The organism is Labrenzia sp. 5N (assembly GCF_012395805.1).
Classification (GTDB): domain Bacteria; phylum Pseudomonadota; class Alphaproteobacteria; order Rhizobiales; family Stappiaceae; genus Roseibium; species Roseibium algicola.
Genome location: NZ_JAAZTM010000004.1, coordinates 281112 through 305323 on the forward strand (window position 1 = coordinate 281112; position 24212 = coordinate 305323).

Consider the following 24212-nt stretch of genomic DNA (forward strand, 5'->3'; position numbering starts at 1 on the left):
GTGAGTCGGGGCAGCGGGTGTCAGCCGGCTGCCCCTTTTTGATCGCAGATCGTGATCTTTTGATCTCGTCACATCCGCTTATGCCAATGACCGGACTTCTTGTTCCTCAGCCCGAAACGAGCCTGCCCTTGCGCCCGTGATTACCTGCAGCATCGGGGCAAGTTCCGGGTGGCGGAACCTGAAGCCTGCGGCGACCAGTTTTGCCGGTACGACACGCTGGCCGGCCAGCATCGTCTCCCGGCCCATGTCACCAAGTGCCGTCGACAAAAGCCAGGCAGGCAGGCGCAGGAATGCGGGGCGGTGAAGCGCCCTGGCCAGAGCGCCGGTGAATTCCGCATTCCGGACCGGCACGGGTGCAGTGGCGTTGACGGGGCCGGACAGGGTTTCATCGACCACCGTGCGGGCAATGATACGGATAAGATCGTCCCGTTCGATCCAGGACATCCACTGGCGGCCGGAGCCCATCGCGCCACCGCCACCGAATTCGAACGGCGTCAGCAGCTTTGCCAGAATGCCGCCCTCGACACCGAGGACCAGACCGATCCGCAAGAGCACGACACGCACTCCGTCCCGCTCCAGCTTTTGTGCCGCCTGTTCCCAGCGCTCGCAGACTTCGTGGACGAAGGCAGGTTCGAAGTTTGCGTCTTCGGTCAGCGTTTCATCACCGCGCAGACCGTACCAGCCGATGGCGGAACCGTTGATCAGGCAAGCCGGTTTGTTGTCAAGACGACCCACCAGTGCCTGCAATGCTTCGGTCATTTGAACACGGGAGCCGATGATCCGGGCGCGTTTGCGGCTCGTCCACAAGCCACTCGCGATCGGGTCTCCTGCCAGATTGACGATGGCATCGAAGCGCTCCGCATTGTGGATCCGGTCAAGACTTGTGATCACACGGACAGGGTGTTCCAGGTCATCCGCCTTGCGCAGGTCTCGCGTGAGGACCGTGACGAAATGGCCGCCTCTCACCAGCGCTTCCACCAGTCGCCGACCTATGAACCCGGTGCCGCCCGTCACAAGGATATGCCGGCGCGGTGGCAGGGCTGCAACCAGTCCCGCCGGATCTGGACCACCAAGCCTGTCGCTGCGCGCGGCCGCAAGCAGATCCCGCGCGCTGAAGAGCCCGACACCAAGTGCCGAAACCGTGGAAAGCACACTCCACCAGCCGTAGCTGACGGGCACCAGCGCGCTGGGGAGAAACGACCATTGCCACAGAACCGGCGCGGCCAGGACCAGGATCGCACCATAGTTCAAGGCCAGCAGCGTGTGGTTGATCCTCTCGGTCCATGGCAGCTTTCGGGTCATGTCTTCCTCGACAAAATCCCAAAGCGTGATCAGCACCTCGGCGACAAGGATTGCCGTCAACAGCATGGTGAAGACCCCATGCGGTTCCAGCCAGCCGAAGCAGAGGAAGATCACCGCGTAGAAGAAATTTCGCACACCGTGCAGCCGCAGTTCGGTTTTCTGCGACGGACGCCAAGCCAGGCGCTCGCTGCCTTCATGGTGCACGAGCGTATCGAATGCGCCCATGAATATCTGGATGGAGATCAACGTCCAGAGAACGGGATTATCCATGATCAAGTCTCCATGTCATGAAAGAGTGCGTCCTGGTGAACCAGTTCACCGAAGACGCGGCTCTTGAGGGAAAGGGTGAACAGGAAACGGTCCTTGCCGAGATCCCGGTGTGTGATCGTCAAAGCTCCGGGCCGGAGCCAGGCGGGCAGCCGCAACCGCCACCGTCCGGCCTGCAGAAAATAGTGGTCGCTTTCGAAACTGAGACCGTCTGTCAGGGCATTCACCCGCAGTGCCATGCCAATCCCCGCACCGATATATTCCTCAATGCCGGTCGGGCCCTCGAACCGCTTGGAACTGTGGATCACCTGCGGAAAGCCAGAGCTACGTCCGTATTGGCGGATCCAGAACTGGCCATCGCTTGCAATATCTTCTGTGACGGTGACGACGGCAGGCTGGTTGAAAGAGGATCTGTCAAAGGGGAGTGGACCGCCGACAAGCCGCGCGAGCTGCGCCAGAATGCTTCCGGCAAGGTTCATCCGCATGGTCACGACCAGGCCTTGATAGACGACACTTGCCCCGCCGCTCAGACGTTTGCCGAACCGGCGGCGGACGGCCGCTGGCAGGCCATGCCAGGCGGCTTCTCCCAGAAGATCGCGAAAACGGCGATCGCCAGCTTCGGGCCGCTCCAGAGTGGCGCTTGCGTTTCGCATTTCCAATCCCTCCTGTTATGTCGGTTATTTCTGTATAAAGAGAAATTACTTGGCAAAAAATTTTGAACCTGAAATCGGGTGGCAAGCCTACTGACCTCTCGCCCGCTCTTGTCTCGCTATCCGGCACTTCCATGGGAGCTGCCTGGTAAGGCGAAAACCTGACCCGCCCCAGCTGTCAGCCCTTCTTGCCGCCGATCTTGAGCAGCGAGAGAACCTTGTCGCCCATCTTCATCAAGCTGGCGAGTTTCGACTTCGGCACGCTCAGCATCTGCTCCGACCAGCGATCGGCGGTGGTCAAAAACTGGTGCATCTCCTGCATCCGCTCCAGAGCAACGGGATCAAGCGTCTTTTCCTTTTCCGCCTGGCGCACGCAGACATCGATAGCGCGGATCGCCGGATCGATCTCTCGTTCCTTGCGGCCCTTCGCAATCAGCAGCGCCATTTCCCAGACGTCGGTCTCGGCCACGAAGTGCTCCCGGCGATCCCCCGCGACAGGCACTCTCTGGATCAGCCGCCATCCGACAAGTTCCTTCAGGGAGTTGGAGACATTGGACCGGGCAATGCCCAGTTCCTCGGAAATCTGCTCCGCATTCATCGGCACCGGGCTCAGGAACAGCAATGCATGGATCTGCGCTACCGAACGGTTGACGCTCCACTGGCTGCCCATGTCCCCCCAATAGAGGATGAACTTCTCTTTTGCCGAAGGATCGGCTTTGTCGGTAATTTCTGTCATGACAGAAATTTGTGATGAAAATCGATTGATGTCAATGGCGAAGTTCGCCAGGGGATGCGGCGCGTGTCAAAAAATCAGCAAGACCGCCCGTCAGCGCCCGCTTGCGTGAGGCTCCAGACCGACACGGCCCCTGCCGGGCGTGCCAGAACCCCGGCCTGGAACAGGTGCATTCATCCCGGATCCGGCGCCACCTTTCTCGTCCGCGCTCACCGAGAGAGCTTCTTCCAACACGGCCAGGCGGTCGAGAATGGCTTCGCGTTTCGCTTCAAGATCGGCGCTGAGCCGGTCGATGTGCTCAAGCTTTTTCAGAAGCTCCGGAATACCGCCTTCGCAAGGCCCGGATCCTTCGTCCGACAGACAGGCGGCCATCGCACGAACTTCGCGCGTCGAAAAACCCGTGGCAATGAAATCGCGGATCCGGGCGGCACGGCGCAAGTCCGCGGCACTATAGCTGCGATAGCCGTTTTCCGAACGGCGAGCTTCCATCAGGCCCGACTTTTCATAGTGGCGCAGCATCCGTTCCGTAATGCCAAGCCGTTCGGCTGCTTCCTTGATCTGCATGTCGACCCCTTTCAACACCGGCCTAGGGTGTGGACCCTAGCACCTTGACACTAGTGTCAGGGTCAAGCCCTGTTTTCCCGGAAGTGCTCGCTTCAGGCCTTCAAGTGGCGAGGGGCACCCTCCCCATCAAGGGGAGGATGCCCATATTTGCCCTTGGTCACAAATGCTCAGCCTGCCTAGCTCCGAAGCGACCAGCCACCGTCAATCGTGATCACCTGTGCGGTGAGCCACTCGTTGGCGGAACTGCCGAGCTGCAAGATCCACGGCACGAGATCGGAGGTCAGTCCGCGCCGTCCCATCGGAACCTGAGCTGCTTCTGTTTCCTCGATGGTTTGCGCGACTTCCGGCGGCAGGCCCATCATGCCCGTGAGAGCGCCGCTCTTGACGGGACCGGGAGAGACGGCGTTTACCCGTACTCCGTCGCCTGCAAGCTCGATGGCCCAGGACCGTGTCAGATGCTCAAGCGCCGCCTTTGTGGCCGCATAGTGCGCCAGGCCCGGCGCCGCATTCTGGGAGACGGCCGTACCGATGTTGACGACAGCCCCCTTGCTGTCCCGCAAGGCCGACTGGGCCTCCTTCAACAGAAGGGACGGCGCAACGATATTCACCGCACAGATTTCCGAAAGCGTTTCGGCATCATAGGCCTCGATGGGCAGCGGTTTGCCCGCGCCCGCATTGTTGACGACAAGATCCAGGCGGCCCCATCGCCCCAGTGCTGCCTCGACAGCGCGCCGGCTGCCTGCCGGGTCGGCACTGTCGGCTTGCACGGCCTCGATTGCCTCGCTCTTGCCAGCAACACCGGCAAGCTTTGACGCATCACGTCCGGTGATGACAACATTCGCCCCCTGCCCGGTCAACGCCAGCGCGGTGGCCTCTCCAATTCCGGAGCTTCCGCCTGTTACGATGGCAACCTTGCCCTGCCAGTTTGTCCGTTCATTCATCTTGGCTTGCTTTCCTGAATTAACACCTGCGCATTGCGCGCCAAGCCGGTGTTAGCCGGTTGACGTTAGTGTCAGGGTCAAGCCCGATTTATTGAAAAAATAACCGCGTCAGGCTTGGTGCTGCTGGACGCTGAGGCCGCCATCGACAGTCAGGCAGGCGGCGTTCATGAAGGGGCATTCGTCTGAAATCATGAAGACAGCGGCCTTGGCGATTTCTTCCGGCGTGGCGATACGCCCACCCGGATGCAGTCGCAAGGTCTCCTGCCGGGCCGCCTCGGGATCGGGAAAACTGTTCCAGTAATCGACCACCTTCTGGGTCTGGACATAGCCCGGCGCCAGGGCATTCACCCGGACATTCTGTGCTGCATATTCCAGCGCAAGGGACTTGGTAAGCCCCAGCAGGGCGTGTTTGGCCAGCGGGTAGGGAAAGGTGTGCGGGATGATGGTGAAAGCATGCGTGGAGGCAATGTTGAGAATGACCCCGCCCCCCTGCTCAAGCAGACCCGGCAACACGGCACGGGCGCAATTCCACGCCCCCTTCAGGTTGACGTCGAAGCAGCGGTTCCAGTCTTCATCGCTCAGGGACAAAGGCTCGTCGAAGACATTTATCCCGGCATTGTTGATGAGCGCGTTCAACGGACCGATGGTCTGCTGCGCGCGAGCGACCACAGCGGCAACGTCATCCGTGTTCGTGATGTCCCCGGCGAGAGCCGTCAGATACTCTCCTTCCCCACCCAGATCCGCGACACTGCGGGCAAGAAATGCTGCGTCCAGGTCCATCAGAACCACGGCAGCGCCTTCGCCGAGACAGGCTCGGACGATGGCAAGACCAATGCCCTGTGCGGCACCAGTGATCAGGATACGCTTTCCTGAAAGCCGATCAGCCATCGTTTTTCTCCCCGGTCTCCAACACATGCAGAAATGTCATCTTTATCGTTCCCGCCAGTTCCTCCCCCGGCTCCAGAACGCTCAGGCCACCGAGATCCGGCAGATTGTGACCGTTCGGCAGATGGCTCATGGGTTCCAGACAGACAAAGTCTGCAGGTGCCTGCGGGGCAAAGATCATCATCACGTCGAACACCGGTTCGCAGCTGAGATCAAGAGCGAGCTCAATATCCGGCCAGTGTAGCCGGGCCCTGCCGGAAAAACCGCCGAAGGCATTGTTGATCCAGCGCGGCGGCATGATACGCGGCATCGAAAAATCGAGTTCGGAAGGAATGTGCTGCAGACCGTCCGGAAGATGTCCCTCGCCTTCGCGCCACATGTCTTGCACCCTCGTCTGCAGGGTCATGTCCGGAGTTCGGCGGAAAAACGGATGAAACCCGATGCCGAACGGCAGGGCCTTTTTGCCAAGGTTCGTCACGCGAAGGCTCAGAGACAGGCAGTCCTCATCCAGATGAACCTTCTGGTGCGCCTGAAAGGCGTAAGGGCTTCGGGACGATTGTTTCCTGACCAGGTCCAGCTCGATCGCATTGTCGGTCCTGCCTGCCAGAGCCCACGTATCCAGCCAGCCGTCGCCGTGCAGGACAAGAGGCTCGTCCGTGTTGGGCTGAAGCACAAAGATCTCTCCCCCGAAGGAGAAGCAATTGCCTGCGATCCGGTTTCCGAAGGGCACCAGAGGAAAACACGCCGCGGCCCCCTCCGGCCCGCCGGCAGGAAGCAGGATCGGCGTGCCCCGCCATGCCAGTTGCAAGATAGACCCTCCCCTTGGGCTGACGGTGACCGTCAGATCCCCTTGTGAGAGCGTCCATTGCTGAGCGGCATCTGTGGACATCAGCGGCTTGCGGAGGAGCGCAGATTGTCGAGAAGAACCGCGATAAGCAGGATCAGGCCACGCACCACATACTGGTAGAAGGCCTGAATGTTCAGGAGGTTCATGACGTTTTCGGCAATGCCCATGATCATGACGCCGACAATGACACCCGTCATGGCGGCGCGGCCACCGGCCAGGGAGACTCCGCCGAGGACACAGGCGGAAATCACCGAAAGTTCAAGGCCGGTGGCTGCATTCGGTTGGCCGGATGTGATGCGCGAGGCAAGCATGATGCCTGCAACAGCGCAGATCAGGCCCTGCAAGGCAAAGATCCAGATCCGCATGGACACCACATTCACCCCGGCAAGACGGGCCGCTTCCGGATTACCGCCAATCGCCAGCGTGTTCTTGCCGAAGACCGTGCGGTTCAGCAGAAAGCCGAAAGCGATGAAAAGCGCACCCATGACCCAGATCGGCGTTGGGATGCCCAGGAAGCGGGACAGGGCGAGCTGGTAGAACCCGGGGTCGTTGATGCCGACGGCCCGGCCGTCGGACACAATCAGCGCCAGTCCCCGGACGATCTGCATGGTGGCCAGGGTCGTGATCAGCGCGTTGATGCGGAAACAGGCGATGACGAAGCCGTTGACCGCACCCACCAACGCACCGCTAAGCAAAGCTATGATGAGCCCCATAACGATGGAGCCGGTCATGTTGGAAGCAATGACGGCGATCATGCCGGTGAAAGCGACCGTCGACCCGACCGAAAGGTCGAAATCGCGCGAAGCCAGGCAGAACATCATCGTGCAGGCGACAATGCCGATTGTCACCACCGACTGCAGCAGGCCGAGGATGTTGCGCTCGGTGAGGAAGTTGGGAACGGTCAGGGAAACGATTGCGAAGGCCACCGCGAAGATGACGACCAGGCCCTGGTCTCCGAGCAAAATTTTCTTGAGAGAATTCATCTGAAACGGCCCCGTTCACACCGTGTGGGCAGCATTTCTGTCCGGCAAGGCCAGGGTCAGAATGTTGCGCTCTTCAAAGGTTTCCCGCGCGAATTGGCCGACCATGCGGCCTTCGCACATGACGATGATGCGGTCGGAAATACCCATCACTTCGGGCAGCTCGCTGGAAACGACCACGATGGCCATACCGCCTTCCGCAAGCTCGTAGAGGATGTCGTAGATCTCCGACTTGGCGCCGACGTCGATGCCGCGTGTCGGCTCGTCGACAATCAGCACCTTCACACCCTGTTCCGACAGCCAGCGACCCAGAATGACCTTCTGCTGATTGCCGCCGGAGAGATTGACGATGTCCTGCTTCCGCGATGGCGTGCGCACCTTGAGCCGGGCGATGAAGCGATCCGCAAGAGCTGCTTCCTTGCCAAGCTGGAGAATGCCGAAGGAGGACGTGTGCCTGCGTGAGGAAATGGCTATGTTTTCCTCGATGGACCGCCCCTGGATGATGCCGTCGTGTTTCCGGTCTTCCGGACACAACACGAGCCCTGCATTGATGGCACCGCGCGGATTGTCCGCAGGCACTCCCTTGCCGTCGATGGAGACCGTGCCGCCGCGCCGCGTGTCCGCACCATAGACAAGGCGCATCAACTCGCTGCGTCCGGCGCCAATCAGGCCGAAAAAGCCCAGGATTTCGCCCTGCCGAACCGAGAATTCGGCCGGTCCGGGAAGCTTTTCGCCGCACATGCCGGACACTTCCAGCCGCACCGGCCCGAACGACCGCTCACGCCAGCCCCAGATGTTGCCGATTTCACGCCCGACCATCTCGGCGATGATCTGGTCGCGGGTCACATTGGCAATGTCGGGGTGATGGGCTGCAAGACGGCCATCCCGCAAAACCGTCAGGCTGTCGCAGAGGTGGAAGATTTCCTCCAGCCGGTGAGACACATAGAGGATCACCGTGCCCTTGGCCTTCAACCGGGCGATCAGCTTGAACAGGATCTCGCTTTCCCTGGAGGACAGGGATGACGTCGGCTCGTCCAGTGCAATGACCCGGGCCTCCATCATCACGGCCTTGGCGATTTCCACCATCTGGCGCGCACCGATGGACAGCGAAGCGACCTTTGCATTGGGATCGACATCGACGCCGATCTCCTCAAGCCGGTCGCGCACGGTCTCGACCAATCGCCGGCCTTCGAGGACGCCACCCCGGTTGGGAAACCGGCCCAGCCAGAGATTTTCCGCCACCGTCAGCTCCGGCACCAGCTGGAGTTCCTGGTGGATCACGATCACTCCGGCCTCGAAGGCATCGCGCACAGACCCGTAGTTCTGCTCGATCCCGTCGATGGAAATGGATCCGCTGTCCGCGGACTGGTCGCCGGAAAGCACCCGGATCAGGGTGGACTTGCCGGCACCGTTCTCGCCCATCAACCCATGTACGGCTCCCTTCTGCACCGAGAAGGAGATGTCCGACAGGGCCTGAACGCCCGGGTAGCTCTTGGATATGTTTTGTACTGACAGATAAGACATGACGCTCGCGCAACAGTTCCCCCGGCGACCGCAAGACCGGTCGCCGGATCAGGTGTCAGTCGGGACGGATCACTCGATGCCCAGGTCCTTGCGCACGTCCACATAAGTGTCGCGCAGGGCAAGCGAGCCGGACGTCAGGATGAGCGGCTCCGGTGCCTTGTTGTTGGCAATCCACTCGTACATGTTGAGTGCGGTTTCATAACCGTGGCGCTTCGGCGAGATAATGACCGTACCGTAGAAACCGGTCGCGCTCGGTTTCTTGAACTCGTTGATGGCCGATTCAGCACCGCCGATGCCAACGCCAATGACGTTCTCAGCCGGAATGCCGACCGATTCCGTGGCCCGGACCGCGCCGAGAACGGCTTCGTCGTTCAGGCCGAAGGCAATCCATTTCTTCACGTCCGCGTGCTGGTTGAGCACGGTGGTGGCAGCGTTCAGGGCCGCTTCGGTATCGGTCTTGGCCTGGGGCGCGTCATAGATGTTTTCCGCGGGGAAGCCGGCAGCCGTCAGTGCTGCGATAGCGCCCTCGACCCGGTCGACGGCCGTCGGAAGCTGGTCGTAGGAAACGCGGATCGCGCCCACTTCGGACATGTCCCAGCCGCGCGCCTCGATCTCAGCAGCAATGGACTGGCCCACGGTCTCGCCGATCTTTATCGCGGAAATGCCCATGTGCGGCACGCTTTCGATGGGTTCGCCATCGGCGCCGACAAGTCGGTCATCCACGGTCATCAGCTTCAGGTCGTTGGCAGCTGCCTTGGCTACAATCCCCGGTCCGAGCTTCACATCCGGCACGCAGATGATGAAGCCCTGCGCACCCTGCGCACCCAGGTTATCGATCGCTGCCTGAACCTTCTCGCCATCCGGCGCACCGATTTCAACAAGGGTGAACCCTTTTTCCTCGGCAGCCTTCTGGGCGAACTTCCACTCGTCCTGGAACCAGGGCTCCTCCGGCTGCTTGACGACGAAACCGATTTTCACGTCAGCGGCATGGGCAGAACCGACGAGGGCAAGGGCCATCACTCCGGTCAGAACGGCTTTCTTCAACACACGCATTGCAGAACCTCCCAATTCATTTCGAGGCGCCCAGCCTCCCGGGGCGCTTCAACAGACCTACTGTGAATCATCATACCAGTCAACTGCTTTTGTATGATGTATCGGATAAGGTTGCCCGACATTCGATGACGGACGGTGAAACGCGCAGTTCGCGCAGAGCAAAAAATCCGCTAAAAATGCGGGATCTCATTCCGCCACAAACAGGGAGCAGGCCATTGGAAACGTTGAGGGAGGAGACAGCGACCGCTGATCAGAACAGTGGCAAGCGCCCTCGCGTGCGAAGGAATGTGACGGCGGCACTGGCGGAAGACATCTGCTCTGAAAAATATCCGGTTGGCGCTCAGCTCCCGCGGGAAAACGACCTGTGCGAAATCTATGGCGTCAGCCGCACGGTCATTCGCGAATCCATCAAGGTTCTGGAATCCAAAGGCATGCTGCGGGTGAAGCCTCGCGTGGGAACCGTGGTGACCGACCGGGAGGACTGGAACATACTGGATGGGGAAGTGCTCGATTGGATCGGCCCCTTCATCCATGAGTTCGACCTGCTCGGATGCATCCTGGAAGCCCGGCGCACGATTGAGCCGGCAGCAGCGGAATTTGCGGCCAAACGCGCCACCTTGCAGGAAATTGCGGCGCTGGAAGCGGCCTGGATGCGGATGCGCGACTCAAATTCCGACCCTGAAGCCTTCACCGAGGCGGACGTCGATTTCCATAGCGTGCTTATGGCCGCCAGCCACAATCAGGTGTTTCGGCGTCTTTCCAGTGCCATTCATACGGCCCTGCATTATACGCTGCATGCGTCCAACACCGCGGTGGAGAGCCGGGACCTTGCCATCGAACTGCATGGCGAACTTGTGGATGCCCTGCGTCTGCGCGATGCGCCGCGAGCCCGGGAAGCCTCGAACCGGATGCTTGACCTGGCCGAGCATGACCTGACTGCGGCCCAGGCTGCTGCAGGGCGTGTCGATCTCTGACCACCCCTTCGCCTGCCGCCCGATGACGTCGCCTTTGCCGGAAACTTAAAGAATGAAGATCACCAAACTCACGACCTATATCGTGCCGCCGCGCTGGCTTTTCCTGAAGATCGAAACCGATGAAGGCGTCACCGGCTGGGGCGAACCCGTGGTCGAAGGCCGTGCCCTGACCACGGAAGCGGCAGTCCATGAACTTGCCGACTATCTCGTCGGCAAGGATCCCTTTTTGATCGAGGACCATTGGACGGTGCTTTATCGAGGCGGATTTTACCGGGGCGGCGCGATACACATGAGCGCCCTTGCAGGCATCGACCAGGCCTTGTGGGACATCAAGGGGAAGGCTCTCGGACAGCCGGTTCACTCGCTGCTTGGCGGCCAGGTGCGGGACAGGATCAAGGTCTATTCTTGGATCGGTGGCGACAGACCTTCGGAGCTGGCCGACAACGCCAGGCAGGTGGTCGAGCGCGGCTTCAAGGCGCTGAAAATGAACGGCTGCGCCGAACTCCAGATCGTCGACAGCAACTCACGGCTGGACAAGGCTGTGGAGGCGATCGCGAGCGTGCGCGAGGCCGTTGGTCCGGACATCGGCATTGCTGTGGACTTCCACGGGCGGGTGCACAAGCCCATGGCCAAGGTCCTGGCGCGGGAACTTGACCCCTACAAACTGATGTTCATTGAAGAACCGGTGCTTTCCGAAAACAAGGAAGCCCTGCGCGATATCGTCAATCACACCTCGACGCCGATTGCCCTTGGCGAAAGGCTTTATTCCCGCTGGGACTTCAAGTCGGTTTTGTCCGACGGCTATGTGGACATCATCCAGCCGGATCTGTCACACGCGGGCGGGATCACGGAATGCCGGAAGATCGCTGCGATGGCCGAGGCTTACGATGTTGCGCTCGCGCCCCATTGCCCGCTTGGCCCCATCGCCCTTGCCGCCTGCCTCCAGGTCGATGCGGTGTCCTACAATGCTTTCATTCAGGAACAGAGCCTCGGTATCCATTACAACAAGTCCAATGACCTGCTGGACTACATCACCAATGCCGATGTCTTCGCCTATGCGGACGGCTTTGCGGCCATCCCACAGGGACCAGGCCTCGGTATCGAGGTGAACGAGGATTATGTCGTCGAGCGTGCCAAGGAAGGTCACCGCTGGCGCAGTCCCATATGGCGTCATGAAGATGGAAGTCTCGCCGAGTGGTGACCTGAGCGACCTTGAATGAACCTTGATGGGGCGTCTCAGGACGCCTCGCGCCAGCGCTCCTCGCGAACGAATTCGATCAGCCTGTCCGAGGGCATCGCCGGTGCAAAGGCATAGCCCTGCAGGGCATCGCAGCCGAGATCACGCAGGATCCTGGCGTGCTCCATGGTTTCCACGCCTTCGGCGACAACCTTGATACCGAGCGACTGCCCGATTTCGATGATCGACGCCACCAGGCGGCGCTGACCTTCCGAATGGGTGATCGGGATGACCAGCTGACGATCGATCTTCAGCCGTTTCGGACGCAGGTGAATGAGGCTGACGATGGAGGCATAGCCCGTGCCGAAATCATCGATCTCGATGTCGATGCCCATGTCCCGCAGGTGTTCGAAATTGGCAGCGATAAGATCGTTCTTGTCGTCCAGGAAGATGGATTCCAGAAGTTCGAACGACAGTGACCCGGGTTCGAAGGCAAGACCGTCGAGGCTCTGCATCAGGTTGGCGTCGTTGAGCCTGCCAGCCGACACGTTGACCGACATTTTCGGAATATGGATTCCGGCCGCTTTCCAGCGCGCGGACTGCCACAGGGTCTGTTCCAGAATAATTCGGTCGATCAGGGGCACCACATTAAGCTCGTCGGCCGTTTTCAGGAACACGTCCGGTGTCAGGATGCCTTCGGTGGGATGGTTCCAGCGCGCCAGTGCCTCGACGCCGGTGATCGCCAGCGTTCTCGCATCGAACTGCGGCTGGAAGTACGGCAGGAATTCCTGACGCTCCAATGCACACAGGATGTCGTCGGCAACCTGCTTGTTGCGGACGATTTCCGACTTCAGCGTGTCGGAGAAGAATTCGAACCGGTTGCGGCCGTTGCTCTTGGCCCGGTACAGGGCGATGTCGGCATCGACCAGCAGGTGCCGGCCGTAGTCGCTCAAGGTCGTGTCGGCCATGGCAATGCCGATGGACACGCCGAAGCGGCATTGATGATTTTCGAAAGTCACCGGCTGACGCATCTGCTCAATGATCTTTTCAGCAAGGGTGGCCAGGCTTTTCTCGTCGGTCGGCTCGGTGATGGCAATGACGAACTCGTCACCGCCGATGCGAGCGACGAACTCGCTGGAACTGACGTTTTCCATCAGCACCGACGCGGCATGGGTAAGCATCGAGTCGCCGGCAGCGTGGCCAAGCGTATCGTTGATATGCTTGAAGCGATCGAGATCGATATGCAGCAGCGCCGTCGGCTTGTGCGGGGCCTGCTCGTCCAATAGCTGCCGGTCCAGGAACCGGCGGTTCGGGAGACCGGTCAGACTGTCGTGCAGCGAATGGTGCTCCATCAGCGCACGGGCATCTTCCAGTTCGCGGTTCCGGTCTTCGGCATTCTGCTTGGCGTTGAGCAAACGGGTCTTGAGCTGGAAGTCCCGGGAAACATCCCAGTTGACGCCCAGAATGTAACGTTGGCCGCGAGTGTTGGTGTGAACTGCGCCGATGGCCCGGATCCAGCGGGTGGAGCCGTCCTGAAGGATCACACGGAAGTCGGAATGATAAGTTCCGCCGGTGTCGATCGCGTCCCAATATTCTTTTTCGGCACGCTTCAGATCCTCCGGGTGCAGGCACTCGGACCAGACGTCATATTGCGACGTGTCGCGCCACTCCGGGATATCGTAAAGCTCTCGCATACGGCTGTCCCAGGTCAACACACCAGTGTCCAGGTTCAGTTCCCAGATGCCTATCTTGGAGGTGTCGAGAGCCAGCTTGAGGCGCTGAGACAGGCCTTCCATCTGCACCTGCCGGCGCCTCAGTTCGCGGATATGCCCGCGCCGCTGGTCGTAAAGCTGTCCGGCAATGAAGATCGGCAACAGGACCAGCAGCCCTCCGGCCAGCATCAGCAAGCGGACTTTCCAGGCGTTGTCCGGCATTGCCGACCAACCGCCACGCGGGATCGCCGCAATCCGCCAACGCCCGGTCGGCAGAACCACCTCGGACAACACCGGGTTCTGGGCCAGAATGTTCTCGTCCCCGAAGAAAACCGACTTGTCCGCCATGGTCGCATCGCGGCCCATGATCGCGATATCCACCGGGAGCGCGGCGTCCAGCAAGCCGCTGTCCGCATAAAGCCTGTCGGCGTCGACGACAGCAGCAACCAGCCCCCAAAGGCGCCTAGTGCCATCATCATTTTCGGTAAAGACAGGGAAGCGTCCGACGAACCCCTTGCCCCCCTGCAAGAGATCGACGGGCCCGGCGAGCACCATCTCGCCCGAATTCACCGCCCGAAGGGCCGCATCACGCTGCTGCTCGTTTTTCCGGTAATCGAGCCCGATGGCCTTTTCGTTGCCGGTCATCGGATACATCAGCCTGACGACAAGATCCGGTGCGCCGGCGACATTGCGAAGCTGCGAGTGATTGCCGATGAGACCGCTGGATATCCGGCCGAACTGGTCCTGATCAATATCCGGCTGTGTCGCAATCAGCGCAACAAGCCCACGGACAAGCTGCAGGTTGCTGTTGATGTTGCCTTCCAGCCGGGCACGGACAATGCCGAGTTGCTCGGCGACATTCGCGCGCGCACTCTGCAGATGCACGGACCGGTTCTGAACTTCCGCGAATATTCCGGCAGCAATTGTCACGGCAAGGGCAATGCCGATCGCCGCAACGCTGGCCAGGCTGGGCCGTGTCAGAATATGACTGGCTCCAATTCGGGAAAAAAATGTCTTCGGCATCTCATCTCGTTAGGTCGAGAAATCTCCAATGGCCAACGATCAGGACACCGCAGTCTTGGAGCTTATCTCAGAATAACCTTAAAAACGAAACAAATGCCTAAAGGTCACTTTACAGTTTGACTGAAGGGATTGAGCGATATTGCTTCAGAGCTTTTGTGCTGTTCTAACGCAGCAGGATAACCCCCACGACCGCCGCAACGATGAGCATGCAGCCGAAAATCTCGGACCGGGTGATCGCTTCCTTGAACACCAGCCATGACACCAGAAAGGTGAACACGAGTTCGACCTGGGCAAGTGCGCGCACATAGGCAACGTTTTGCAGCGTCATTGCCGTGAACCAGCCCACAGACCCGGCCACGCCGGAAGCGCCAACCCAGACGGCTGCTCGCCAGGCGCGAAGGCTGGCGCGCAACTGGTCGGGTTCACGCAGGACCATCCAGCTTGCCATGACGATTGTCTGGAAAGCCGTTGCATAAACCAGCGCGTAGGCGGCCTGCATCGGCACCCCGGTGCCTTCCAGCGACAGCGAAGCCGTGCGGTAGGCGACGGCGGACGCTCCGAAAAAGGCAGCCGAGGCAAGGCCGATCAATGCCGGACGTCCGACTAGCGACGTGCGGATGGCAGCCAGTGTCAACGGAACACGTGCCAAGGAGATGACGACCACACCGATGACGCCGACCAGAATGCACAGTCCAGCCGCCAGGGAAATGTGTTCGCCGAGAACGACGAAGCCGAAGAGCGCCGCCTGGATCGGTTCTGTCTTGGAATAGGCTGTCCCGACGGCAAAGTTGCGGATGGAGAACAGGTGGATCAGCAGAAACGTGCCGAGGATCTGCGCCAGACCGCCCAGGGCACCGGCAATCAAAAGCGTTGGTGTCGGTTCCGGCAGCGGGAACTTGAACACGACGTGCAGCACGGTGGCATAGGCGATCGCGAAAGGCACGCCGTAGCCAAACCGCACAAATGTTGCCCCGGTGGTACCAAGCTGACCTTTCAGGTGTTTCTGGAGGGCCGTGCGCAGGTTCTGGCAGAACGCTGCTGCAATGGTGATCGGGATCCATAATTCCACGGAACGTACTCTTGTCGATTTTGTTGAATTGATTTCACCCTAACGATTTGGTCACCGCTTTAAACTGCCGTGATCGCAACCAACATTTTATTTTTTCTCAACTCATCGAACTGGACGACAGGTGTAATCCAGCCAGCATTCCCCCGAGAATGGCTGCTTGTTTGACGGCTACAGGACATCTGCCGACCCTCCCGTGCTTGACAGCACCTTGCCGGGCGGCTTAGGTCCGCGCCAGAAATATTAACGCCCGGAGACCATCTGCCTGATGACCCACGATCTCGCTTCCCTGTCCAAGATCATCGACGCCGCCTTCGAAGACCGTGCCGCCATCGACACCACGACCACCGGTGAAGTCCGGGACGCGGTCGAGGAAACTCTGAACCTGCTCGACCGTGGCAAGCTGCGCGTTGCGGAGAAGAAGGATGGCGACTGGGCGGTCAACCAGTGGGCCAAGAAGGCTGTTCTGCTGTCGTTCCGCCTGAACCCGATGGACATCATCAAGGGCGGCCCCGGCGACGCCACCTGGTGGGACAAGGTGCCGTCCAAGTTCGACGGCTGGCGCGGCATGGATTTTGAAAACGCCGGCTTCCGCGCCGTGCCGAACTGCATCGTTCGCCGCTCTGCCTTTATCGGCAAGGGTGTGGTCCTGATGCCGTCCTTCGTCAATCTCGGTGCTTTTGTTGACGAAGGCACAATGGTCGACACATGGGCGACCGTCGGCTCCTGCGCCCAGATCGGCAAGAACGTCCACCTGTCCGGCGGCGTCGGCATCGGCGGCGTTCTGGAACCGCTCCAGGCCGGTCCGGTGATCATCGAAGACAATTGCTTTATCGGCGCACGCTCCGAAGTGGTCGAAGGCTGCATCGTGCGCGAAGGTTCCGTGCTCGGCATGGGTGTCTTCATTGGCCAGTCCACCCGCATCGTCAACCGCATGACCGGCGAGATCACCTACGGCGAAGTGCCGCCCTACTCCGTGGTTGTTGCAGGTTCCATGCCGACGTCCAGCGTGATGGGCAACGGCGAAGCCGCTCCGAACCTTTACTGCGCTGTAATCGTGAAGACGGTTGACGAAAAGACCCGTTCCAAGACCGGCATCAACGAACTTCTGCGCGACTGACGCAGACCACGAAGCGCCATTAGCGCGCCGACATCTGGAAATCCGGAAAGCCCCGCCCTAACCCGGCGGGGTTTTTCATGCGCCCCACAAAAGCCCGACCACCTGGGAAATCACGAGCGTGAGCAACACATCCAGGACGACGACGCCGATGGTCAGGCTCACGGTTGTCTGAAGCGCGATGCGGGCGACCTGGTAGCGATACCAGATCACGACAAAGAGGCAGGTCAGCGACAACAAGACAACGATGCCAGGCGAGATAACGTCCAGAAGAAACAGGATGTAGGTAAAGAGATACGGCACCGACGCGAGCAGGCTTGTCCAGTTGCGTACGACAATGAAAGACACGTAGCGGTTCGAAATGCCTATCGGCGCTGCCAGCAACGCCAGCAACAACGGTAGTGCCAGCCAGTCGACGCCCATTCCCAGGAACTGGGCAAACCAGTAGCTACCGTTCGGAAAGGCATCGGGATGGTAGAGGTTCTCGGCGAAAAAGAGACGCTTTTCCGCAAGGCAACTGACCACGTAAACCGGCACCAGCAGAAAGATGACGGAGAACGAACGCCAGAACCCCTGAATGGACTGGTCGAAAAACGCCATTCCTTCCGGACGGTTGCGCAGAAGCAACCAGGACCCGTCCAATGCCGCGCGAATTTCGACCTTGCTGATCAATTCCCGTCTGCTCCGGAAAAATAGCTGAAGAGGAATTTTTTGTAGATTGCTGCCAGCCGGTCAAGGTCCTCAACCGCGACACATTCGTCCACCTTGTGCATCGTCTGGCCGACAAGGCCAAATTCCACGACGGGGCAGTAGTTCTTTATGAAGCGGGCGTCTGATGTTCCTCCGCCCGTTGAAAGCTCCGGAACCCGGCCGGTTTCCGCTTCCACAGCCTTGCTCAGGGCTTCGATCAGGACTTCGTCCCGCGTCAGGAAGGATTCGCTGGCATCGCGCTTGAACTCCAGCCCAAGCGCTAGTTTTCCAAGGTCTACCGCTTCAAGCGTCCCGGTGATGCGGGCCTTGAGGCTCTCCAGCGTCCATTCGTCATTGTAGCGAATGTTGAAACGGGCTTCTGCCCGCGCCGGAATGACGTTGAAGGCCGGATTACCGACATCAGCGGAGACAATCTCCAGATTGGACGGCTGAAACCGTTCGTTGCCCTTGTCCAGTTCCAGCGCATCAAGCGCGGCCAGAAGGCGGATCAGGCCCGGGATCGGGTTGTCAGCCAGATGCGGATAGGCGGCATGGCCCTGGACACCCCGGACCGTGATGGTGCCGGACAGCGATCCGCGCCGCCCGACCTTGATGGCATCGCCGAGCACATCCGGATTGGTCGGCTCGCCGACGATGCAGGCATCGAACACATGCCCTTGTTCCCTGGCCCACTGAAGCAGCTTGACGGTGCCGTTGACTGCCGGGCCTTCCTCGTCGCCGGTGATGAGAAAGGAAATCGTGCCGCCAAAATCCGGGCCTTTTTCGGCAACGTAATCAAGCGCTGCTGCTGCAAAGGCCGCGATGCCGCCTTTCATGTCGACTGCGCCCCGGCCAAACAGCATGCCGTTGTCGATGGTCCCCTCAAACGGGCCGTGCCGCCAGTCGCTCTCGGCACCGGCCGGAACCACATCCGTGTGGCCTGCAAAGACGAAATGCGGTGCACCGCTGCCGATGGAGGCAAACAGGTTCTCCACGTCCGGCGTGTCCTCGTCCTGGAACGTGACGCGCGACACGGCAAACCCGGCCTTGCCGAGCAACGCTTCCAGCGATGCCAGCGCGCCGCCTTCGGCAGGGGTCACGGACGGACAACGGATCAGGTCCTGTGCGATTGCGACGGCGGAAGTGGGCATGAAACAGTCTCTTTGGTTAGTCGTATGCAGGGCTCACGCGCGTTCAGCGCTTGCGCCAGTAGCTGTTTGGCATCGGGCCATGGCGGTTCGGCTGGCCCTGGCTCGGCACAACGCCGAGAAAGATCAGCATGATCACGTTCAAAATCGGAACGAAGATCAAAAGTGCGAGGAACCCGCTCTGACCGATGTCCTGCAGCCGCTTGACGACCAGTGCCAGTTCCACCCACTGCAGAACGAAAAACAGAACCGGAAACAGCGGATTCGTGCCGATGTAGTCGCCGGAAATCATGGATTCAGGCGTCGGCGTTTCAGCGGAGGAAAGCCACCAGATCCGCAGCGCAATGCCAAAGATGATCCAGCTGACAAGGAAACACAGCCAATAGGGTTCCCGGCCCATACGACCGATAGGGCTCAAAAGGGCCCAGATCGGCCCCGGGGCAGTATTCGCGCTCTGTGGGGGCGTTGTCATTCCATCCAGCTCAGGTTCGATTGATCTGGCAAGGAGGTAGACGCATACGCGGGCCGGATCAAGGTCTGTTACACAGTCGCACCGGCCTTGGCCAGTGCGTAATCATGCGAATTGTGCCAGTCGTATAGTTTGCACCCCTATTACCTTGGGTAATTTTAATGGATTTTGCACGTTCGGCGTGCCAATCCTAATTTTGAAGGTTCACTGCCGACGAGGGGGCTCGCTGATGACCGGTGCCTGGAAGACTAGACTAACTGCCTGTGCATTCTCAGTATTTCTGGCGTTCTTGTCCGTTATGGCACTGCCGGCCATCGCACAGGACACCGGAAAAAACCTTCCGTCGCAGCTTCAGCCCGAAGCCATGGAAAAGCTTGTCTCCGATCTCGATCCGGAACAGGTGAAGGCGCTGACCGACCTGATGACCCTGCTGCAGCAAGGTGCCGCAGCCAAGGGCGCGCAGACCCCGCCTCCGTCAGAAGAAGTCGAACTGATCGAGAAGGTGCAGACTGCAGCCGATCAGTTCGGCGCGCTGATTGCGAACAATTTCAGAACCTTGCCGGAGCTCTTCAGCAGCCTCTTCTCCAGTATCGGCGCACTGTTCGCGGGAACGGTCGCAGGACCGGTGCATATCTTCATTGGTGCGATCGCCCTCATCCTGGCAGCCGGGTTTGCCGCCGAATTCCTGGTCAACCGGCTTTTCGCTTCCCGCCGGGAAAAGATCCAGAGCCATGCGCCCCACAGCCTCTTTGAAACTGTCAAACTGGTCTCCACACGTGCCGCGCTTGATCTTGGCGGGCTGATTGTTTTTGCAATCGTCGCCTTCGCTGTCGGCAAGATCGCGATTTTCGATCCTGTCGCCAGAGCCTTTGCCTTTCAGGCGGTATACTGGATCGTTTTCCTGCCACGCATCGTCGCAGCCCTGCTGCGTTTTGCCCTGGCCCCGCATCGGAGCGAGCTGCGCCTTGTCACCGCGGACGACACCACCGCCAAGTCGCTTTACCGCAGCTTCACGAGCCTCTTCGCCTTTGTTGGCGTCACGTTCTTCCTGCGTAACATCATGATCGAGGCCGGCGACGGGGATGTTGCCGAAACCTTCCGCTTCTTCATCGGCTTTGGCGTCAATCTCTGGATCGCCATGGTCATCTGGAACGCCCGTCATGGCCTGACGAGCATCATTCTGGGTGATGAGCACCAGCCAACCAGCGGCCTGGAACGCATGGCCCGGTTCTGGCCCTACTTCTCGATTGCCTTCATCGCCTTCAACTGGCTGCTGGTTCAGATAACAACCAGCATGGGGATCGAGGCGCTGACTGCGGGACGCTCTCTCGCCGTGATTGCGTTGGTCGTGTTCGCGCCGTTTCTCGACACGATGGTACGCGGCATCGTCTCCCACATCGTTCCGCCCATGCGCGGGGAAGGTCCGGTTGCGGAAGCTGCCCATATGCAGACCCGGCACAGCTACGTGCGCATTGCCCGCGTGGCCCTGCTTGCCTTCCTGGTGCTGATGGTCGGCAGGATCTATGGTCTCAATCTGCTCGCGCTCGGGGCGGAAGACGGGTCCTCGGTCGCCCGGCATACGGTTATCTTCCTGCTTATTCTGGCCGCCGGTTACCTTGCCTGGGAAATCACCAATCTCTGGGTTGCCCACCAGCTCGCCAAGGATTCGCCGCCGCCTTCCAACGAAGATGAAGACGCGGAGATGGGCGGGGCCGGCAAGTCGCGCCTGGCAACGATCCTGCCGTTGATCCGCGTCGTCGTGCAGATCACGATCCTGACCCTGACCACGCTGCTCGCCCTCAGCCAGCTAGGCATCAATATCACGCCGCTTCTGGCCGGTGCCGGTGTCGTTGGCCTGGCAGTCGGCTTCGGGGCGCAGACCCTGGTGCGCGACGTGGTTTCAGGCATCTTCTTCCTGATGGACGATGCCTTCCGTCTGGGTGAATTCATCGATGCGGGCGGTACACAGGGCACTATCGAGAAAATCTCGATAAGGTCCCTGCAGCTGCGCGGCACGCGTGGTGCCGTTCATATCGTCCCCTATGGCGAAATCCCCAAGCTCACCAACCTGTCCCGAGACTGGGTGATCATGAAGCTGAAGTTCACCGTTCCTTTCGACACGGATGTCGAGAAGGTTCGCAAGCTCTTCAAGCGGATCGGCCAGGAAATCATGGAAATGGAAGAGTTCAAGGACGACATTCTGGCCCCGTTCAAGGGACAGGGCGTTGCCGATGTCGACGACGTCGGCATCGTGGTGCGCGGCAAGTACACCACCAAACCCGGCAAGCAGTTCGGCATCCGCAAGGAAATCTACAAGCGCGTTCAACAAGCGTTCGAAGAGAACGGCATCCAGTTCGCGCGCAAGGAGGTGCGGGTCAACATTCCCGACACCGCGAAGCTGGACGACAAGCAAAAGGAAGCCGTCACAGCAGCTGCGGCTGCCGCAGCCGCCGACATGGACAAGAAGCCGGCTACCGAGTGAGGCCCTGCCTTGCTTCGCCTGCAACAGACCGGCCTGCCGCTTCGCCTGTGAGAGCGGTGGGCACAGAGTTTGTGGCCCATCCTTCGAGACGCCGCTATCGCGGCTCCTCAGGATGAGGCGATACGGGGAAGAAAGGCTTCAGCAAACCGCAGCCTCATCCTGAGGAGGCCGCCAGGCCGTCTCGAAGGATGGGCCCAAAGCCCTGCTCCCCATTTTCACGACCGGATAACATGGCACGCAGGTCTCCCGCGCTTCACGTCGGATTTAACCGGCGCATAAGCCCTTCTCCCGATTGAGCCGGACACCGTTCCGTGCCTAAGATTGCCTGTCCGCGGGAGGCGGGCGGGCAATATGCTTTTGGGAGGAAGCCGCCTGATGAGTGACAACACGTCAACCCCGCACGGTAGCGGGGCATCCGCAACAACTGGATTGCGGCCCATGCCAAAGGTCAACAAGATTACCGTCAACGACGTGATCGACGCGTTCGCTGCGGGTCTGGCTGATTTCCGCAGGGCGCCGGTCTACGGCCTGGCGATCGGCGCGTTTTTCGCTCTTGGGGGCCTGTTCGTCGTTTTGAGCGCGGCCGCACTCAACATGAGTTACCTGTCCTATCCGGCAGCGGCCGGTTTCGTCTTGATCGGGCCGTTCGCTGCGGTTGGTCTCTACGAGGTCAGCCGGCGTCTCCAAAATGGTGAGGAGCTTTCCTGGTCACGCATCTTCGGCACCATGTGGGCCCAAAAGGGGCGGGAACTTTCCTGGATGGCCTTCGTGGTTCTGTTCATCCAGATCATGTGGATGTATCAGGTGCGCCTGCTGCTGGCGCTGTTCCTCGGCTTCCGGTCGTTTGCTTCCTTCGACGAGTTTCTGACCCAGGTCATCTCCACCCCGGAAGGCCTGATGTTCCTGGCCGTCGGCCACGTGGTGGGTGCAATCCTGTCGCTGATCCTGTTCTCGCTGACCGTGGTGTCTTTCCCGTTGCTGATGGAGGAGGACCGGGACTTCATCACAGCCATGATCACCAGCGTGCGCGCCGTGTTCACATCGCCCGTCCCGATGATCGGCTGGGCCTTTGTCGTAACCGCGGTTCTGATCGTCTCGATGGCACCGGCGTTCCTGGGTCTGGTCGTATCCCTGCCGATCCTCGGTCATACGACCTGGCATCTCTACAAGAAGTGCGTGGAGATACCCGAGGAGACGTTGTGACGGGCTAAAGAGTATCCTCTCACGCGTCGCCGTCTTCTTCACCTTCTCCGGCGCCCAACACGGCTTTGCGAGCTTGCCAGTCCTTCTTGAGTTCGATGTCCATTTCCGCCGAGCGGTAGTCGACACGGGTCAGGTAAAGCCCGTCTGCCGGCGCCACCGGGCCGCAGGCGTTCCGGTCGCGGGCTTGCAGGGCCTTGGTGACATCACCCGGCCCCCATTTGCCCTCACCGACCAGGCGCAGGGAGCCGACCATCGAGCGCACCTGATTGTGGAGGAAGGACCGTGAGGCGCATTCGGCAATGACGAACTCGCCCTCGCGGTAGACCTGGAATTCCTCCAGCGTCTTTTCCGGGCTTTTTGCCTGGCAGCGCGTATGGCGGAAGGTGGTGAAGTCGTGATGACCGACGAATTCCTGCGCGGCCGCGTGCATAGCGTCCGCATCTAGATGCACCTTCACATGCCAGGCAAGCCCAAGCTGATGGGTGAGCGGCGGCAGCCGATTTTGAATGCGATAGCGGTAGGAGCGGCGGATCGCGGAAAAGCGCGCGTCGAAGCCCTCGTGCATTTCCGCAGCATCCAGGATCACCACCGGATGGGGCTGGCAATGGAAATTCAGCGCCCCCATGACCGTTCTTGCGTCCCAGGCCTTCGAAAGATCCACATGGCAGACCTGCCCGGTGGCGTGGACGCCGGTGTCTGTGCGACCGGCGCCGCCGATGGTCACCTCCTCACCGGAGAATGCCTTGACGGCACGTTCGATCACCGCCTGGACGGACGGCGCGTTCGCCTGGCGCTGCCAGCCGCTGAACGGCCTGCCGTCATATTCCACCGTCAGTTTGTAGCGGGGCATTACTCGAATTCTTCAAAGGGTGTGGCGAAGGCCACCTCGATTGGCAGGTCCCGCGATCCGGCTTCCGTCAACGCAAGCGCCATGAAGGCATCGCCCGCATAAGGCCCTTGCACCTTGCGTGCCAGCACGGGATCGAAACCGAAGCGCGGATAATAGGACGGCGGGCCGAGCACCAGAACAAGGTCCTCTCCCAGATCCTTCAGGCTTTCCAGAGAGGCCTTGATCAGCGCCGAACCGATGCCGGTCTTCTGCAGGTCCGGCCAGACGGAAACAGGCGCAAGGCAGACAACCTGCATGCCCTGCCCCGGACCAATGGCAGCCGGGGTGACACGGCTGTAGGCGATATGTCCGACGATCCGGCCGTCGGCATCGACCGCGACCTGTTCCAGCACCAGAGCGCCGCAATGACGCAGCGTGTGCACGAGGCGGGCTTCCATGTCGGACGGAAAGGCAGCGGTGACCAGCTCCCTGACGGAAGCTTCATCGTCAGAAGTCACGTTTCTGATGGCTAGGCCGGCAGCTTCGGCAGCTTGGGTCATGTCGGTCTCCTCGAAC

General features: G+C 60.4%; 22 protein-coding genes. 5 read left to right on the top strand and 17 right to left on the bottom strand.

The features are described 5' to 3' along the window. Positions 1-78 precede the first annotated feature (78 nt). From HEP89_RS04360 to HEP89_RS04405, 10 genes are all read right to left on the bottom strand, one after another. Positions 79-1572 carry a TIGR01777 family oxidoreductase gene (locus HEP89_RS04360; RefSeq protein WP_168691423.1) on the bottom strand — a complete coding sequence of 498 codons (1494 nt, stop codon included), beginning with the start codon at positions 1570-1572 and terminating at the stop codon, positions 79-81. A gap of 2 nt (positions 1573-1574) precedes the next feature. Further along, positions 1575-2222, bottom strand: coding sequence for a DUF4166 domain-containing protein (locus tag HEP89_RS04365; RefSeq protein WP_022999788.1), 648 nt, complete (start codon positions 2220-2222; stop codon positions 1575-1577). A 175-nt stretch (positions 2223-2397) separates the two neighbouring features. After that, positions 2398-2955, bottom strand: coding sequence for a MarR family transcriptional regulator (locus HEP89_RS04370; RefSeq protein WP_022999787.1), 558 nt, complete (start codon positions 2953-2955; stop codon positions 2398-2400). 90 nt (positions 2956-3045) lie between these two features. Continuing rightward, entirely contained in the window at positions 3046-3516 is a 471-nt protein-coding gene (locus HEP89_RS04375) for a MerR family transcriptional regulator (protein ID WP_168691424.1), read from the bottom strand. A 176-nt stretch (positions 3517-3692) separates the two neighbouring features. Beyond that, a complete protein-coding gene (locus HEP89_RS04380) occupies positions 3693-4457 on the bottom strand; it encodes an SDR family oxidoreductase (protein ID WP_152504702.1) in 765 nt (254 codons plus the stop codon). Positions 4458-4565: 108 nt separating this feature from the next. Then, a complete protein-coding gene (locus HEP89_RS04385) occupies positions 4566-5345 on the bottom strand; it encodes an SDR family oxidoreductase (RefSeq protein WP_168691425.1) in 780 nt (259 codons plus the stop codon). Next, positions 5338-6231: an aldose 1-epimerase gene (locus HEP89_RS04390; protein WP_168691426.1), complete on the bottom strand. Its 894-nt coding sequence runs from the start codon at positions 6229-6231 to the stop codon at positions 5338-5340. The genes HEP89_RS04385 and HEP89_RS04390 overlap by 8 nt, the downstream gene beginning before the upstream one ends. After that, positions 6231-7172: an L-arabinose ABC transporter permease AraH gene (gene araH / locus HEP89_RS04395; protein ID WP_152508502.1), complete on the bottom strand. Its 942-nt coding sequence runs from the start codon at positions 7170-7172 to the stop codon at positions 6231-6233. Before araH ends, HEP89_RS04390 begins: the two co-directional genes overlap by 1 nt. Before the next feature lie 15 nt (positions 7173-7187). After that, positions 7188-8693 carry an L-arabinose ABC transporter ATP-binding protein AraG gene (gene araG, locus HEP89_RS04400; RefSeq protein WP_168691427.1) on the bottom strand — a complete coding sequence of 502 codons (1506 nt, stop codon included), beginning with the start codon at positions 8691-8693 and terminating at the stop codon, positions 7188-7190. A 69-nt stretch (positions 8694-8762) separates the two neighbouring features. Further along, the gene (locus HEP89_RS04405; RefSeq protein WP_022999780.1) at positions 8763-9746 is read right to left on the bottom strand and encodes an arabinose ABC transporter substrate-binding protein; all 984 of its coding nucleotides are present in this window, start codon (positions 9744-9746) and stop codon (positions 8763-8765) included. A 224-nt stretch (positions 9747-9970) separates the two neighbouring features. Between HEP89_RS04405 and HEP89_RS04410 the strand changes: the two genes are divergently transcribed. Both HEP89_RS04410 and dgoD read left to right on the top strand, forming a co-directional pair. Next, a complete protein-coding gene (locus HEP89_RS04410; RefSeq protein WP_168691672.1) occupies positions 9971-10720 on the top strand; it encodes a FadR/GntR family transcriptional regulator in 750 nt (249 codons plus the stop codon). 52 nt (positions 10721-10772) lie between these two features. Continuing rightward, on the top strand, positions 10773-11921 hold the full coding sequence (gene dgoD, locus HEP89_RS04415; RefSeq protein WP_168691428.1) for a galactonate dehydratase: 1149 nt from the start codon (positions 10773-10775) through the stop codon (positions 11919-11921). 35 nt (positions 11922-11956) lie between these two features. Here the strand turns inward: dgoD and HEP89_RS04420 are convergent, their stop codons facing one another. Continuing rightward, positions 11957-14632 (bottom strand): EAL domain-containing protein, encoded by a 2676-nt coding sequence (locus HEP89_RS04420; protein ID WP_168691429.1) that lies wholly within the window; start codon positions 14630-14632, stop codon positions 11957-11959. Between the two features lie 163 nt (positions 14633-14795). Continuing rightward, positions 14796-15701: an EamA family transporter gene (locus HEP89_RS04425; RefSeq protein WP_168691430.1), complete on the bottom strand. Its 906-nt coding sequence runs from the start codon at positions 15699-15701 to the stop codon at positions 14796-14798. Positions 15702-15963: 262 nt separating this feature from the next. Here HEP89_RS04425 and dapD point away from each other — a divergent pair, with 262 nt between their 5' ends. After that, positions 15964-16818, top strand: coding sequence for a 2,3,4,5-tetrahydropyridine-2,6-dicarboxylate N-succinyltransferase (gene dapD, locus HEP89_RS04430; RefSeq protein ID WP_088665171.1), 855 nt, complete (start codon positions 15964-15966; stop codon positions 16816-16818). Positions 16819-16893: 75 nt separating this feature from the next. Here the strand turns inward: dapD and HEP89_RS04435 are convergent, their stop codons facing one another. The 3 genes from HEP89_RS04435 to HEP89_RS04445 are packed head-to-tail and all read right to left on the bottom strand — an operon-like array spanning position 16894 to position 19125. After that, complete coding sequence (locus HEP89_RS04435; protein ID WP_022999774.1) at positions 16894-17487, bottom strand: hypothetical protein; 594 nt, start codon at positions 17485-17487, stop codon at positions 16894-16896. Next, positions 17484-18656 carry a succinyl-diaminopimelate desuccinylase gene (dapE, locus tag HEP89_RS04440; protein ID WP_168691431.1) on the bottom strand — a complete coding sequence of 391 codons (1173 nt, stop codon included), beginning with the start codon at positions 18654-18656 and terminating at the stop codon, positions 17484-17486. The genes HEP89_RS04435 and dapE overlap by 4 nt, the downstream gene beginning before the upstream one ends. A 43-nt stretch (positions 18657-18699) precedes the next feature. Beyond that, positions 18700-19125 carry a DUF805 domain-containing protein gene (locus HEP89_RS04445; protein ID WP_031268909.1) on the bottom strand — a complete coding sequence of 142 codons (426 nt, stop codon included), beginning with the start codon at positions 19123-19125 and terminating at the stop codon, positions 18700-18702. Positions 19126-19420: 295 nt separating this feature from the next. Here HEP89_RS04445 and HEP89_RS04450 point away from each other — a divergent pair, with 295 nt between their 5' ends. Further along, complete coding sequence (locus HEP89_RS04450; protein ID WP_209014441.1) at positions 19421-21604, top strand: mechanosensitive ion channel family protein; 2184 nt, start codon at positions 19421-19423, stop codon at positions 21602-21604. Between the two features lie 438 nt (positions 21605-22042). After that, positions 22043-22807, top strand: coding sequence for a DUF2189 domain-containing protein (locus tag HEP89_RS04455; protein ID WP_022999770.1), 765 nt, complete (start codon positions 22043-22045; stop codon positions 22805-22807). A gap of 19 nt (positions 22808-22826) precedes the next feature. Here HEP89_RS04455 and truA read toward each other — a convergent pair whose 3' ends face one another. Both truA and HEP89_RS04465 read right to left on the bottom strand, forming a co-directional pair. Next, positions 22827-23657, bottom strand: a complete 831-nt coding sequence (truA, locus tag HEP89_RS04460; protein WP_168691433.1) for a tRNA pseudouridine(38-40) synthase TruA — start codon at positions 23655-23657, stop codon at positions 22827-22829. Next, positions 23657-24196, bottom strand: a complete 540-nt coding sequence (locus HEP89_RS04465) for an N-acetyltransferase (protein ID WP_152504708.1) — start codon at positions 24194-24196, stop codon at positions 23657-23659. The genes truA and HEP89_RS04465 overlap by 1 nt, the downstream gene beginning before the upstream one ends. Positions 24197-24212: the final 16 nt, after the last annotated feature.

Coding starts and splice junctions, on each gene's coding strand:
- HEP89_RS04465 (WP_152504708.1), bottom strand. CDS start 24,196: ATGACCCAAGCTGCCGAAGCTGCCGGCCTAGCCATCAGAAACGTGACT.
- HEP89_RS04450 (WP_209014441.1), top strand. CDS start 19,421: ATGGCACTGCCGGCCATCGCACAGGACACCGGAAAAAACCTTCCGTCG.
- HEP89_RS04380 (WP_152504702.1), bottom strand. CDS start 4,457: ATGAATGAACGGACAAACTGGCAGGGCAAGGTTGCCATCGTAACAGGC.
- HEP89_RS04455 (WP_022999770.1), top strand. CDS start 22,043: ATGCCAAAGGTCAACAAGATTACCGTCAACGACGTGATCGACGCGTTC.
- HEP89_RS04360 (WP_168691423.1), bottom strand. CDS start 1,572: ATGGATAATCCCGTTCTCTGGACGTTGATCTCCATCCAGATATTCATG.
- HEP89_RS04385 (WP_168691425.1), bottom strand. CDS start 5,345: ATGGCTGATCGGCTTTCAGGAAAGCGTATCCTGATCACTGGTGCCGCA.
- HEP89_RS04375 (WP_168691424.1), bottom strand. CDS start 3,516: ATGCAGATCAAGGAAGCAGCCGAACGGCTTGGCATTACGGAACGGATG.
- HEP89_RS04445 (WP_031268909.1), bottom strand. CDS start 19,125: ATGACAACGCCCCCACAGAGCGCGAATACTGCCCCGGGGCCGATCTGG.
- HEP89_RS04405 (WP_022999780.1), bottom strand. CDS start 9,746: ATGCGTGTGTTGAAGAAAGCCGTTCTGACCGGAGTGATGGCCCTTGCC.
- HEP89_RS04365 (WP_022999788.1), bottom strand. CDS start 2,222: ATGCGAAACGCAAGCGCCACTCTGGAGCGGCCCGAAGCTGGCGATCGC.
- HEP89_RS04390 (WP_168691426.1), bottom strand. CDS start 6,231: ATGTCCACAGATGCCGCTCAGCAATGGACGCTCTCACAAGGGGATCTG.
- truA (WP_168691433.1), bottom strand. CDS start 23,657: ATGCCCCGCTACAAACTGACGGTGGAATATGACGGCAGGCCGTTCAGC.
- HEP89_RS04370 (WP_022999787.1), bottom strand. CDS start 2,955: ATGACAGAAATTACCGACAAAGCCGATCCTTCGGCAAAAGAGAAGTTC.
- dgoD (WP_168691428.1), top strand. CDS start 10,773: ATGAAGATCACCAAACTCACGACCTATATCGTGCCGCCGCGCTGGCTT.
- HEP89_RS04420 (WP_168691429.1), bottom strand. CDS start 14,632: ATGCCGAAGACATTTTTTTCCCGAATTGGAGCCAGTCATATTCTGACA.
- araG (WP_168691427.1), bottom strand. CDS start 8,693: ATGTCTTATCTGTCAGTACAAAACATATCCAAGAGCTACCCGGGCGTT.
- dapE (WP_168691431.1), bottom strand. CDS start 18,656: ATGCCCACTTCCGCCGTCGCAATCGCACAGGACCTGATCCGTTGTCCG.
- araH (WP_152508502.1), bottom strand. CDS start 7,172: ATGAATTCTCTCAAGAAAATTTTGCTCGGAGACCAGGGCCTGGTCGTC.